General features: G+C 44.1%; 17 protein-coding genes. 11 read left to right on the top strand and 6 right to left on the bottom strand.

Going from position 1 to position 12,915, the window contains the following annotated elements:
• Positions 1 to 95: 95 nt before the first annotated feature.
• Both truC and L0992_12255 read right to left on the bottom strand, forming a co-directional pair.
• Positions 96 to 845, bottom strand: a complete 750-nt coding sequence (truC, locus tag L0992_12250) for a tRNA pseudouridine(65) synthase TruC (protein ID XGB66484.1) — start codon at positions 843 to 845, stop codon at positions 96 to 98.
• Complete coding sequence (locus L0992_12255) at positions 845 to 1,159, bottom strand: YqcC family protein (protein XGB66485.1); 315 nt, start codon at positions 1,157 to 1,159, stop codon at positions 845 to 847. Before L0992_12255 ends, truC begins: the two co-directional genes overlap by 1 nt.
• 87 nt (positions 1,160 to 1,246) lie before the next feature.
• On the opposite strand from L0992_12255, the gene L0992_12260 reads away from it, so the two are divergent.
• Both L0992_12260 and L0992_12265 read left to right on the top strand, forming a co-directional pair.
• Entirely contained in the window at positions 1,247 to 2,287 is a 1,041-nt protein-coding gene (locus L0992_12260; GenBank protein XGB66486.1) for a DUF3549 family protein, read from the top strand.
• Between the two features lie 87 nt (positions 2,288 to 2,374).
• Positions 2,375 to 2,683, top strand: coding sequence for a DUF3301 domain-containing protein (locus tag L0992_12265; GenBank protein ID XGB66487.1), 309 nt, complete (start codon positions 2,375 to 2,377; stop codon positions 2,681 to 2,683).
• On the opposite strand, the gene L0992_12270 is transcribed toward L0992_12265, so the two are convergent.
• A complete protein-coding gene (locus L0992_12270; protein XGB66488.1) occupies positions 2,649 to 3,167 on the bottom strand; it encodes a GNAT family N-acetyltransferase in 519 nt (172 codons plus the stop codon). The genes L0992_12265 and L0992_12270 overlap by 35 nt on opposite strands.
• A 766-nt stretch (positions 3,168 to 3,933) precedes the next feature.
• Between L0992_12270 and L0992_12275 the strand changes: the two genes are divergently transcribed.
• The 3 genes from L0992_12275 (at position 3,934) to L0992_12285 (ending at position 5,531) form a co-directional block, all read left to right on the top strand.
• Complete coding sequence (locus L0992_12275) at positions 3,934 to 4,221, top strand: hypothetical protein (protein ID XGB66489.1); 288 nt, start codon at positions 3,934 to 3,936, stop codon at positions 4,219 to 4,221.
• 22 nt (positions 4,222 to 4,243) lie between these two features.
• Positions 4,244 to 4,687 (top strand): YaiI/YqxD family protein, encoded by a 444-nt coding sequence (locus L0992_12280; GenBank protein XGB66490.1) that lies wholly within the window; start codon positions 4,244 to 4,246, stop codon positions 4,685 to 4,687.
• Positions 4,688 to 4,805: 118 nt separating this feature from the next.
• Entirely contained in the window at positions 4,806 to 5,531 is a 726-nt protein-coding gene (locus L0992_12285) for a MipA/OmpV family protein (GenBank protein ID XGB66491.1), read from the top strand.
• 118 nt (positions 5,532 to 5,649) lie between these two features.
• On the opposite strand, the gene L0992_12290 is transcribed toward L0992_12285, so the two are convergent.
• The 3 genes from L0992_12290 to L0992_12300 form a co-directional block, all read right to left on the bottom strand.
• Positions 5,650 to 7,236: an AbgT family transporter gene (locus tag L0992_12290; GenBank protein XGB66492.1), complete on the bottom strand. Its 1,587-nt coding sequence runs from the start codon at positions 7,234 to 7,236 to the stop codon at positions 5,650 to 5,652.
• A 388-nt stretch (positions 7,237 to 7,624) separates the two neighbouring features.
• Positions 7,625 to 7,750, bottom strand: a complete 126-nt coding sequence (ykgO, locus tag L0992_12295) for a type B 50S ribosomal protein L36 (protein XGB66493.1) — start codon at positions 7,748 to 7,750, stop codon at positions 7,625 to 7,627.
• Positions 7,751 to 8,011 carry a type B 50S ribosomal protein L31 gene (locus L0992_12300; GenBank protein ID XGB66494.1) on the bottom strand — a complete coding sequence of 87 codons (261 nt, stop codon included), beginning with the start codon at positions 8,009 to 8,011 and terminating at the stop codon, positions 7,751 to 7,753.
• Between the two features lie 124 nt (positions 8,012 to 8,135).
• Here L0992_12300 and tsaA point away from each other — a divergent pair, with 124 nt between their 5' ends.
• The 6 genes from tsaA (at position 8,136) to L0992_12330 (ending at position 12,723) form a co-directional block, all read left to right on the top strand.
• The gene (gene tsaA / locus L0992_12305) at positions 8,136 to 8,831 is read left to right on the top strand and encodes a tRNA (N6-threonylcarbamoyladenosine(37)-N6)-methyltransferase TrmO (GenBank protein XGB66495.1); all 696 of its coding nucleotides are present in this window, start codon (positions 8,136 to 8,138) and stop codon (positions 8,829 to 8,831) included.
• Positions 8,832 to 8,932: 101 nt separating this feature from the next.
• Complete coding sequence (locus L0992_12310) at positions 8,933 to 10,648, top strand: proline--tRNA ligase (GenBank protein ID XGB66496.1); 1,716 nt, start codon at positions 8,933 to 8,935, stop codon at positions 10,646 to 10,648.
• A gap of 224 nt (positions 10,649 to 10,872) precedes the next feature.
• Positions 10,873 to 11,562 (top strand): tellurite resistance TerB family protein, encoded by a 690-nt coding sequence (locus L0992_12315; GenBank protein XGB66497.1) that lies wholly within the window; start codon positions 10,873 to 10,875, stop codon positions 11,560 to 11,562.
• A 205-nt stretch (positions 11,563 to 11,767) separates the two neighbouring features.
• Positions 11,768 to 11,971: a YaeP family protein gene (locus L0992_12320; GenBank protein ID XGB66498.1), complete on the top strand. Its 204-nt coding sequence runs from the start codon at positions 11,768 to 11,770 to the stop codon at positions 11,969 to 11,971.
• A gap of 1 nt (position 11,972) precedes the next feature.
• Positions 11,973 to 12,164, top strand: coding sequence for a DUF4250 domain-containing protein (locus L0992_12325; protein ID XGB66499.1), 192 nt, complete (start codon positions 11,973 to 11,975; stop codon positions 12,162 to 12,164).
• A gap of 232 nt (positions 12,165 to 12,396) precedes the next feature.
• Positions 12,397 to 12,723, top strand: a complete 327-nt coding sequence (locus tag L0992_12330; GenBank protein XGB66500.1) for a hypothetical protein — start codon at positions 12,397 to 12,399, stop codon at positions 12,721 to 12,723.
• The last annotated feature ends 192 nt before the right edge of the window (positions 12,724 to 12,915 follow it).

Raw genomic sequence — 12,915 nt, forward strand, 5'->3', positions numbered from 1 at the left:
TTATGCTCAGATCTCACAAACATTAAAAAGGGCTGATATCACTATCAGCCCTTTGTTTTACTCTACTTTCTATGCTTACTTACATGCGAGTGCTTTTACTTAGACGAACACGCTTTAGTATTGATTAAGTTGGTGTCCCACTCAAAGGTTTCAAACAACCTTAACCACGTTTCATCTAGGCTAGCCTTCATGACCAACTCTTCTTTAGTAAAAGGATGAATGAAGCGTAATTCAGACGCATGCAGTAACAAACGGTGCGAATCTAAATCATCACGAAACAGTCGATTGTGCTTACCATCACCATGTGAGGTATCACCAACAATTGGGTGTCTTAGGTGAGCCATATGACGACGCAGCTGATGTTTGCGACCTGTCTTTGGCATCATCTCAACCAAGCAGTAGCGGCTAGTCGGAAAACGCCCTGTTGAATATGGCACTTCGACTTTTGCTAGCGGTTCATAGACTGTCACCGCCTCTTGTGCTTCTTTGTCTTCTTTCGCGAACTTATCAGCGATCTTATCCAACTCAACCTTGAGCGCGTAATCGAGCGTATCGCCCTCTTCTATCCAACCACGAACAATTGCATGGTAAGTCTTTTGCATCTCATGGTTAGCGAACATTGGCATCACCTCAGAGGCTACCTCACTCGACAGAGCAAACACCAATACGCCAGACGTTGGGCGGTCTAAACGGTGCAGAGGAAATACGTGCTGACCAATTTGGTCACGCAGTGTTTGCATCACAAATTGAGTCTCGTGTTTATCCAACCATGAGCGATGCACCAGCATGCCAGCAGGCTTATTCACCGCAACAAAATACTCATCTTGATAAATGATCTCTAACATTACGTGCATACCTCATCAATGCTCTGAATCGTCACTAGCAGTTCGGCCTTGTCTGCCTCATTTTTCCATACTTCACCAAAGTAAGGATGAATCGCGAAGCCCTTGGGTAGGCTCATTTGTGCATCCATCATTGCGTTGATCTTAACAATGAAGATCCACTGTAACCACTCTTCCGGTTGTAACGAATCAATCGCGAAAGGTTCAACACTGGCCAGAGCTTCGTCCGAAGGTGGAACATCACTCCACAGCGAACATTGGCGCATTTGTTGTTCTAATTGTTGAAGTAAAAGAGGTAACTTTGTGGCAGCTGTCATTTTTCACCAAGTTATTTATCTAGTGACCTTGAAATTGGGGCATAGAGTACCATCTATTTAGGAAAGAAAGTTAGGAGCTTTATTACTATGGAAACGATTCACACGCTCACTCAGTTACTCAAGAATAGCGGTTGCCAATACGATATCTACGACCTAGGTCGTCGCATTCAGAAGATCGACAACACTTTATTCTCTGATGTTGAGCAAGGGAAACAGCCGTACCCATTTCCACTTCAGAAACAAGCTCACTTAGCCATTAGTTACTGGAACGAACACAAGCAGCCTTGGATTTGGTTCCTAAAGTTCAAGCTGGACGAAAGAGGCCTATTGCATCAAGGCGATGTCGGCAACTTCCTTAAGTTTGTTATCGAAGCGATGGGCACACGTCTAAGCGGCGAGATCAGCGAAGAGCAACAACAAAAGCTGTCTAACAACCCATACACGTTTAAGCCTTCAGAAGACAAGATGGCCGTGTTCCATAGCCAAGTAAGAGCAGGTTTGGACCTGGCAACGAGCCAATACTACGAACACGCTCAACACTACTTCACTGGCGATTTAGGTTGGGACAACTGGAAAACGGTTGGTCTTCAAGGCATCACCGATATGTGTGCTCGCCTAGGCAGCCAACAAAACGGTGTCGCGATTCGCAAAGCATTGAACAAACTGCCATCAGAACCTCTATACGCAACACTAGGGGCGCTTGAGCACACGCAAATCAATGACAAGCTGGCTCAACGCTTACAAGAGATGGCTGAAAATGAGATTAACAGTCAAGAACCGGATTTATTCTTGCTGTCTGCATTGGTTCGTGCCCTTTCTGGTGCTGAGCAAAACACAACGAATGCCGTAATTAACCAAGTTCTGGCGAGCCCACGTTTAAGTCACCAAGAGGTATTAATTGGTTTGGCTGGTCGTAGCTGGCACGCACTGCAAGACCCTGCGATTGCTGAGCAATTCTTGCTGCGTCTCGCACAAACAGGCAACCAAAACTTGTTCAATCAGTTATTTGCAGATTTAGTGATGATTCCAACTCTGAGAATGGTATTTTTACCGCTACTGAACTCAAACCCATCACCAGAACTTGCAAATGCACTGGTCGAACTGCAGCAAGCGGCTAAAGCTAAATAAGCTAATAAAGAGATTCACTCTGTCACTCATCAAAACGCGCAACTATCACAATTGGAATGAAGAGATAAAAAAGGAAGTATGGATTAAATGATAGATAACTTATTGGCTATTTTGTTTCTGTGCTTCTTTTGCTTTTTATTTTGGCAGCAGCGCAGGCAATCAGAGCTTGCGAAGGCTGCCATTGCGAGAAAGTGTAAAGAACTGGACTTACAGTTGTTGAGTGTCGCTTTTAGTGGTCATAAGCTTAAGATGCGCCACGAGTTAACCACGATTTGGCGCTGGCATACTGTGTACCAATTTGAGTTTTCAGCATTAGGTGATGACCTGTACCAAGGCAAGCTGACCATGGTTGGCTTCCGCTCTATGCGGTTTGAGCTACAGCCTCATAGAATGTAACGTCACAATACGCGGTATAGCGATATTCATGATAAGGGCCAAACTGATCTTGTTTGGTCTCTTTAAATGCAAAGCCGAGTTTTTCTAACAACTTAATGGATGGGTTATGGCCGACATTAACGGTTGCGACGACATTCGTTAAGTGCTCTTCAAAACACACCAAGCTAAAGAAAGGTTTTAGCACTTCACTCGCAAGACCTTTATTCCAGTGTTCTTTATCCAAAATAAAACCAAGTTCATGCCTGCCTTTATCAGATGAAATAAAGACATGTCCCAGATATTCACGAGTTTGGTTATGGATGATCGCACGGCAGAAGCCGACGTTGTCTTGCAGTATTTCTTGAAAAAGGTGCTTCGCAGAAGCAACAGAGTGCGGCCCGTTCATTTCAGCACGATTAATGGGGCAGCAGTTTAACTTAATAAAGTCGAGTTCTAGCTGTTCAGTATAAGGTACCAACAGCGTTCTTGAGGTTGCTATCGTCATAAAACACTCCTTGTGTTGACCATTAGCAGAAAAGCAGATGTCGCGCTCTTAGATGAAAAAACTCTTGATAAAAAGAGCCTTCTAGACAGAGAAAGCTTCAGAAAAAGAAAAGCCCCGACACCGAAGTGTCAGGGCTAGGGTCTTACTCGCAGCAGTCCGGCTACTAATTAATGCTCCATGCATCATCCATAATAGTGGCTGTAATCCTTCAGCTCTTTCCTTTACTTCGCCGTCCTAGCGGTGTCCAATCATCCTGAAAGCTAACAATCCTAGTTAGCGCACATCACTTGTTCCGTGAGCGGTGTCCTTTACATCGTCCTGATGCTAATCCAACCCTTTAATCCTAAAGGTGTCCATTGTCATTCCGTTGCAGCTAACTTCCTGTTAACTGACTGTATCCCTACAATGTCCTTACGCTCCATGCTTGATCACTCATCCTAAGTAACCAAATCTTCATCCTGAAGATAACCAAATCCTTGGTGCTTTCCTGTTCCGTGTCAGAATCCTTCCGACAAGGTTTAATTTACGCGATTTAGGGTTTCGGACAATAGATTTGCATCACACTTTGAATTCAACCGAGTTGTTAATTATATAAAACAATTAAAATTCAACACCTTAACCATATGCATATCAATCTCTCTAGACAAGTATTCGTGTTATCTCACAGCCTTTGTAAGAGATCTCTCACACGCCATGGGATGTTTTATGATTCGCTATCATCCACCGGAGCGAGTAAAATGACCAAAGACTAAAAATGGAGGTCAACATGCTGACAAAAGATGTTTCTGAAGAGTTGAAATCGGTGCTTGAAGGACTGCAAGCACAAGGCAAAGAGCCGACTGTTGCATTAGTAAAAGCTCGCATGAGTACATCGGTTCCAATGCCTGCTTTAATCACAACCATCAAGAGCTGGAAAAGTGCGAATCGCGTACCTAAAGTTGAAGTCGCGACACAAGAAGAGCCAGCACTAGACCGTGTTAGCCAACTGGAAAAGCAAATCCTAGAACTTACCGCTCGTGTTGCCACGCTTGAAGCTAAGTTAACTGAACAATAAGCTAACTGAGAAATAGAACACTATGAAGATATGGGTTGATGCGGACGCTTGTCCCAAGGTTATCCGAGAAACCATCGTACGCGCAGCTGAGCGAACTGGTGTTGAATGCACCTTCATCGCAAACCACGTTGTTCCTGTACCAAAACGAGTGAACATCCACTCTATTCAAGTACCAAGTGGCTTCGATATCGCCGACAACGAAATAGTAAAACGAACAGAGAAAGGCGACCTTGTCATTACTTCAGACATCCCTCTGGCAGACGAAGTGATCACCAAAGGCGCACTGGCACTGAGCTCGCGCGGTGAGCTTTACACCAAAGAAACCATTAAAGCGCGTCTCAACATTCGTGATTTCATGGAAACCATGCGTTCAAGTGGCATCCAAACTGGCGGACCAAGCACCCTTTCTCAAACCGACCGTCGTGAGTTCGCCAACCATCTCGATCGCCTGCTAGCAAAACGCTAACCTCGACTTTTCTTATGAAGAGATAGTTCAAAGCCATCTCTTAGTCGCAGTAGCTCAGATGAAATTTTAATCGACATACTCCGTTCTTGATATTTATTACAATAACGGAGTATTGATTATGGTTCGTCGAATCGCCCTCTCGCTATCCATTCTTGTTTGCAGCACTCAACTTTCCTTTGCCGATGAAGAATACGGAATCATAGGAGGCAGCATCACCTATGGTGAAAGTGTTTTCTCCACTAAAAGTTCTCCTCAATTCGGTGCAACACCCAACCTCTTCTATTCCGGCCCGAAAGGCTTTATTGATGGCAGCCTCGCCAATTGGCAACTGCTACCTTATGTGGGGTTATCAGGAAACTGGCGCTTTGCTGAGGTGTCAGGCACCTTCGTTGATCTGCCTAATGGTATTCAAGACAGAGATGGCAATGGAGAGTTAGGGATAACCTTAGGCACGGTAGGCGCACGTCTCACCTATTTACACGACGTGACTTCAGAACATAACGGCTACGAAGTTCAACTTCACTTAGGCAGAACGTTAGAAACGTGGACCCAGCCATTCACTATTACGCCTTACCTAGAAGTCGATTATCGAGACAAGAAGCTCTCAAATCATCTTTACGGCATTTCTAACGCCGAAGCTTCTTCCTCTGGGTTGAGACAGTTTGAGTCTGGGTCAACCTTTGTCTATCAAGCTGGGTTAATCGGACTTTATGAGTTCACACCCACTTGGATTGGTATCGCACGAGCTGACTTAATACATCACAACAGCAACAGCGACTTGATCCAGCGAGATTTAGGTTGGTCATTTGAATTGGGTGTGACCTATCGTTTTACGGGGTTGTAAGTTTGTAGGCTTGAAGAATTTGCAGACTCCAATAAAAAGAGCCTGCATCAATGCAGGCTCTTTGGTATCTCATAGTTTAAGTTGATAGCGAATCAAAATGTTCGCCCATCACAGCTTACTAAGGCGTGTAGTACGTTGCAGCACCCGGACCTACTGGTAGGCCAAATACGAATACCCAAACGTAGAACATTAAGCTCCAACCAACCAAGAATACGATTGAGTATGGAAGCATAGTTGCGATCAGAGTACCAATACCTAGGTTCTTCATGTAACGCGTTGCTACAGCAAGGATAAGACCGAAGTAGCTCATCATTGGAGTAATGATGTTCGTTGTTGAGTCACCGATACGGTAAGCCGCTTGAATCGTTTCTGGTGCGTAGCCTACTAGCATTAGCATTGGAACGAAGATAGGTGCTGTTACTGCCCACTGAGCAGAAGCCGAACCGATCATCAGGTTAATGAAGCCACACATTAGGATGAATGCGAAGAACAACATTGGACCCGTTAGGCCGATATCCTGTAGGAACGTAGCACCTGCAACTGCGAATACTTGACCGAAGTTAGTCCACTTGAAGAAAGCAACAAACTGAGCAGCGAAAAACACAAGTACGATGTACATGCCCATTGAAGACATAGACTTAGACATTGCATTAATTACATCACGGTCTGTTTTCATTGTGCCGGTAACTTTACCGTAAACAAAACCAGGAACTGCGAAGAATACGAAGATGAACGCTACGATACTTTTCAGGAATGGAGAGCCCGAAACCGTACCGGCTGCTGAACGTAGAACACCGTCAGCTGGAACAATCGTCCATGCAAGAAGAGCAGAAACCGCTAATACTGCGATACCCGCTAGCTTAAGACCTTTCTTCTCAACGTCTGTTAGCTTGCCCATTGAATCATTTGATAAATCTTCAGACGCTTCTTCGTCGTTGTATTTACCCAGTTTTGGTTCAACAATCTTCTCAGTTACAAATGCACCTGTAATCGCGATGAAGAAAGTAGAAACAAACATGAAGTACCAGTTTGATTCAGGACCAACGTTATAAGTCGGGTCGATCATCTGTGCTGCTGTTGTAGTAATACCAGAAAGCAGTGGATCAACCGTACCGATTAGAAGGTTTGCAGAGTAACCACCAGATACACCAGCAAATGCTGCCGCTAGACCCGCTAATGGGTGACGACCCAAAGAGTGGAAAAGCATTGCTGCAAGCGGGATAAGTACTACATAACCAAGCTCAGAAGCCGTGTTAGAGATAATACCGGCAAAAACTACGGTTACCGTAACCATGCGCTTAGATGCGCCCATTACCATGCCACGCATCGCCGCAGATAATAGACCTGAGTGCTCAGCAATCGCTACACCTAGCATTGCAACAAGCACAGTACCTAATGGCGCAAAGCCAACAAAGTTTGTCACTAGATTAGTAACTATGAGCTGTAAGCCTTCAGCATTAAGTAAGCTTACAACGTAGATCATGCCGTCAGCAGCACGACCTGGGGCACCTTCTGGACGAGGGTCCATAACAGATACTTCAAAATATCCAGCGATACCTGAAGTAACTAGAATAGCGACACAGAAGATTGCGAAAAGAGTGATCGGGTGGGGTAATAGATTCCCCAAATACTCAACACCATCGAGAAAACGGGTAAAAATAGGTTTCTTTGGCGAGTTGTTTTTTATTGAAGCTGATGAACTCATCAGTTCCCTCCTTGTAGTGATTCCTATGCAATTGTGACAAAAATGTTCAAATTGCCAGCGAAGGGTACGCGACAAAATTATCAATTAGAAATTCAAAATGTTACAAAATGTGTAACAAACGACGACTTTTAACTCTATTTGAACAATTAATTAGCAAATAAATCTACATTAAATACAAAATCTAGATTTATAATTCACAACTACGCATTCACTACAAATATAACTAACGATATAACCTATTGATTCACTTGAAAATAAAACACATCGCACGCTAAATAAACTCTCTATCTTTAATCAGGTTCCTCTTGAGGGAAAAGAAAAGCAGGCAAATGAATGAAGTTTGACTTTCCCCTCGTTTTTTACACACGTGTCACATCAAATTGACGGCTTATTTCTGAACCGCTTTGAATCTCGGGTTGGTTTTACAGATAACATAGTGGCGGCCTCGGCGTTTTACTATCTGACAATCCGGGTGACGGTTCTTTGCACTTTTCAGTGATTTCACGACTTTCATTTATTTCGCTCCCTTACCTAATTGACCAAAACGACGAGTGAAGTTCGCAACACGTCCCTCTTTATGTAGCACTCTCTGTTTACCGGTATAGAAAGGGTGCGACTTTGACGACACTTCAATAGTGAAATAAGGATAAGTATTGCCATCTTCCCATTCGATAGTGCGGTCTGTTTTCAGCGTAGAGCCGATTAAGAAGTACTCATCAACGCTGGTGTCATGGAACACCACTGTGCGGTAGTCCGGGTGGATATTCGGTTTCATTGTCTTTCCCTAAATAGTTAACTTGCTATGTTATAACATTGCAAATGATAGTCATTATCAAAAGAAAAACAAGCGAATTTATGATATTTTTCCGCCATAGATCGTAATTAGAGAGCGTCTAATCATGCACTCCATTGAACCTATTGGCTTTATAGAGTCTCCTTATAAAGAGAAGTTCGCAGTACCAAGGCAACCTAGATTGGTGCCAACATCCACCTCAAGAGTCAGGCTGGTTGACGCGGCAAACTGCCTTGAATCTGTTCGTAACATCGAGCAATTTAGCCATGTGTGGCTGTTGTTTCTGTTCGACAAGAATCTTGAATCGGGCTGGAAACCAACAGTGAGACCACCTCGGCTTGGTGGTAATGAACGCATCGGTGTGTTCGCATCACGTGCGACATTCAGACCGAATGGGATTGGTATGTCCGCGGTTGAGCTCAAAGGTGTCTCTCAAGAAAAGGGACAAACTTGGTTGGACTTGGGCAGTGTCGATCTCGTCGACGGCACGCCTATCATCGACATCAAACCTTATATCCCCTACTCGGATTCGATTCCTGATGCATTAGGAGGGTTTGCCGCTGATGAACCAGAAGTGCTAGATGTGAACTTTTCACAGCAAGCCCAAGCAAAACTGGCACAACACCCGCAGGCACGCCATATCATTCAGGTGATCAAAGAAGTGCTTGGTCAAGATCCACGTCCTGCCTATAAAAAAGGCAAGCCAGACAGTAAGGAATATGCGGTAAATTTGTTCGATCTTAACGTGAAATTCGTTGTTGAAGCGCTTTTCATCAATGTAACTGACATTGAACGCTTTTGAGATCCCAAATAGGCTGATATTATATGCGGCTATATCAGATTTGCTGTTGTCACTCACTGCAGCAAATTTTCTTTTATCAATGATGAAACGGATACCATAGAATGCGTACCAGTAACTACCTTCTTTCTACTCTGAAAGAGACTCCAAACGACGCAGAAGTTATCAGCCACCAGCTGATGCTACGTGCAGGTATGATCCGTAAGCTAGCTTCAGGTTTATATACTTGGCTACCTACTGGTCTACGTGTACTGCGTAAAGTCGAAAATATCGTTCGCCAAGAGATCGATAATGCAGGTGCCGTTGAAATCTTGATGCCCGTAGTTCAACCGTTTGAGCTTTGGGAAGAGACTGGCCGTTCTGAAAAGATGGGCCCTGAGCTACTTCGTTTCACAGACCGTCACTCTCGTCCATTCGTTCTTAGCCCAACAGCTGAAGAAGTAGTGACGAGCCTAGTACGTAACGAGATTAGCTCTTACAAACAGCTACCTCTAAACCTGTACCAAATCCAGACTAAATTCCGTGATGAGCGCCGCCCTCGTTTTGGCGTAATGCGTGCACGTGAATTCTCTATGATGGATGCGTACAGCTTTGATATCGACAAAGAAGGCTTAGAAAAGTCTTACCAAGCGATGCACGATGCTTACTGTAAAGCATTCGACCGCATGGGCCTTGAATACCGTCCAGTATTAGCTGACTCTGGCGCAATCGGCGGCAGCGGCTCTCAAGAGTTCCACGTTCTTGCTGAAAGCGGCGAAGACCTAATCGCATTCTCTTCTGAATCTGATTACGCAGCGAACATCGAGAAAGCAGAAGCACTCGCTCCTACTGAAGAAGTTGCAGCGCCAACCCAAGAGATGGAACTGGTTGATACGCCAAACGCAAAAACAATTGCTGAGCTTGTAGAACAACACGGTCTAGCAATCGAGAAGACAGTTAAGACTCTATTCGTTAAAGCATCTGATGAAGTAGAAGCAGATATCATTGCTCTAATCATCCGTGGTGACCACGAGCTTAACGAAGTGAAAGCAGAAAACCTTCCACAGGTTGCTTCTCCACTAGAGATGGCTTCTGAAGAAGAAATCCGTGCACTTGTTGGTGCAGGTCCTGGTTCACTTGGCCCTGTTGGCCTAGAGCTACCATTCATCGTTGACCGCTCTGTTGCTGTAATGAGCGACTTCGGCGCTGGTGCAAACGTAGACGGTAAGCACTATTTCGGTATTAACTGGGGTCGTGACGTTGAGCTTGCTCAAGTTGAAGACTTACGTAACGTTGTTGAAGGCGACCTTAGCCCATGTGGTCAAGGTACTATCCAACTTAAGCGCGGTATCGAAGTTGGTCACATCTTCCAACTAGGTAATACTTACTCTAAAGCAATGAACTGTAACGTGCTTGGTCCAGATGGTAAGAGCGTAATCCTAGAAATGGGTTGTTACGGTATCGGTGTTTCTCGTGTTGTTGCATCGGCTATCGAGCAAAACCACGATAAATTCGGTATCACTTGGCCAGACGCACTAGCACCATTCCAAGTTGCTATCGTACCAATGAACATGCACAAATCTGAGCGTGTTAAAGAAGCCGCTGAGAAGCTATACGCTGAATTAACGGCTATGGGTATCGAAGTTTTATTCGATGACCGTAAAGAGCGCCCAGGTGTTATGTTTAAAGATATCGAGCTAGTGGGTATCCCTCACACTATCGTTATCGGCGATCGCAGCATGGACGAAGGTAACTTCGAATACAAAAACCGTCGTACTGGTGATAAAGAAGTTATCGCAATGGACACGGTTATCGAGCACCTTAAAGCTCAACTAGCTTAGTAATTAAGTAACTGAATAAGTCTGTATTGACTAAATAATTGGTTACTCGCTAGATAAACATTGAAAGGCTGCCATTAGGTGGCCTTTTTTGTGCCTGTCGTTTCTCTTCAAACTCCCTTCTATTTATCAGTAGAGTAAATAACGTAAGTTAATCCCCTGTTCATCTTTAAATCCGTATATTGGTGTCATCAACTTTTTGGACATGCTCACCATTGGAGGTATCGATGGATATCAAAAGCTTACTGAACCAAGCACTTAAATCAGATCTCGTTAAACAAGGCACTCAGAAACTTTCACAAGGGTCTTCAAGTTTAAGTGGCCTAACTCAAGGCAGCAATGACAAGAGTATCAACAAAAGTACACTCGGAGCCTTCGGTGCAGGCGCAGTTGGCGGAGGACTCTTAGGTGCGTTAATGGGCTCGAAGAAAACCAAGAAAATGGGTAAGAAAGCCGTTGGTATTGGTGGCGCAGCAGCACTTGGCGCTCTCGCTTACAAAGTCTACAACGACTATCAGTCTAAACAAGGCCAAACACCGAATGCCGAACAAGCTCAATTTGATGAGAACGACTCAAACCATAGTGTGCTGATTCTAAGATCGATGATTGCTGCGTCCAAAGCCGATGGTCATGTCGATGAGGAGGAGATGGCAAAGATCGAGCAAGCGGTCGAAAATATGGGCGCGGACTATCAACTGACTAAACTGGTCTCTGAAGAACTGCACAAGCCACTCGACCCAAGTGAGATTGCTCAGCTCGCAACTTCACCTCAACAAGCGAGTGAGATCTACTTAGCCTCTTTGATTGTGGCTGACGAGCAGAATTTTATGGAGAAGGCCTACCTCAAAGAGTTAGCTAAGCAACTCAACCTTGCAGATGAAGTTACTTATCAACTTGAACAGCAGATATCTGGTTAAGCGGTCAATATTAGGCTAATCAATAAATATCATGCTAAGCCGCAAATACACGCTAAGTAGCAGACTAGCAAAGTGATACGCTGAGCATTAACAGAATGAGATATTGAGCAAGAACAAACTAACTCTGAACTTAATCAGATCCACTTTGTTTTTGCTTATCTCTATGTGTATATTGAGATCAGTTATCATTTGGTTAGGTATAAAAATGAAAGTATACGATTGTTGTGATTTGGTGCGTGAACTGTATTCTCAAATTGGCAGTGGCGACCAAGGCTATATCCCTAAAGCGATCACCTGCGCGGTAAAAACATTGAATGACCTTGCTGCAGATGAATCTCTTCCTAAAGAAGCACGTGATCGCGCTGCATTTGCCGCAGCCAATCTGCTGATCTCAGATTTCGAGGACTAATATGAACCTCGCTAATTTTGAAAAGATGGATCCAGTGATGTTGATGAGTATCGTCAACATGAAACTGCGTGACGACTTCGGTGGTGACTTGGATCGAGTGGTCAACTTCTACGAAATCGACAAAGCAGCATTGATCGCTAAACTTGCGTCTGCTGGTTTTGAGTTCCTTCCAGAAGCCAAACAGTTTCGATAGTCATTTAAAACAAACTTGATTTTGAAAGGCCAACCTCAGTGTTGGTCTTTTTTATTGGTGATACGTATTGGATAAACATGTAGTTAACCAGTTATAAATTATCTGTCTACATCTATACTTTTATATCTTAGAGTCAACGAACGCTCCTTGAACCGAAGCGTATTGTTGTATAGGCTACCTCAAATAGCATATAAAACTCATCACCCAATCTGATGATAGCGAAGGATTAACAATGAAAAGACTCGGACTTTTGGCAGTTTTCGCTGCAACACTGACTGCAGGTTGCGCTTCAAATACACAGCAAGACAACTTTCGTGAAGCCTCTTTTGAGCTGTGTAATACCGAAGTCGATATCTACTCAGTAAGCCATGATGAGCGAATTCGTATCGTCTGTTCTGATGGTTCTAAATTCGCTTTGAACAGCGAAGATACACTAGAAGTAATGCGTGATATCAACATCGACTACTGCGATGGCGAAGGCTTAGGCAAATTCAACGAGAGCCGCAGCTACTACTCGTTTAGATGTAAGTCAGGTACTTTACTGAGCATCAAAAAGTAAAACCGATACCAACAAACAGCAAAGGGTTGATGTGCAAACATCAGCCCTTTTTAGTACCTGCCTTTCTGCATTCTCAGATAACCCAACTCCATACCGACAGATACCAAAAAGGCCCCTAACAAGGAGCCCTTCAAATCGTACTTTCAATCAAATAGCTTAAGTTCAAGGAACAGGTGCGGAGTTTTCAGCACC

Source organism: Vibrio pomeroyi, from assembly GCA_041879425.1.
Classification (GTDB): Bacteria; Pseudomonadota; Gammaproteobacteria; order Enterobacterales; family Vibrionaceae; genus Vibrio; species Vibrio pomeroyi_A.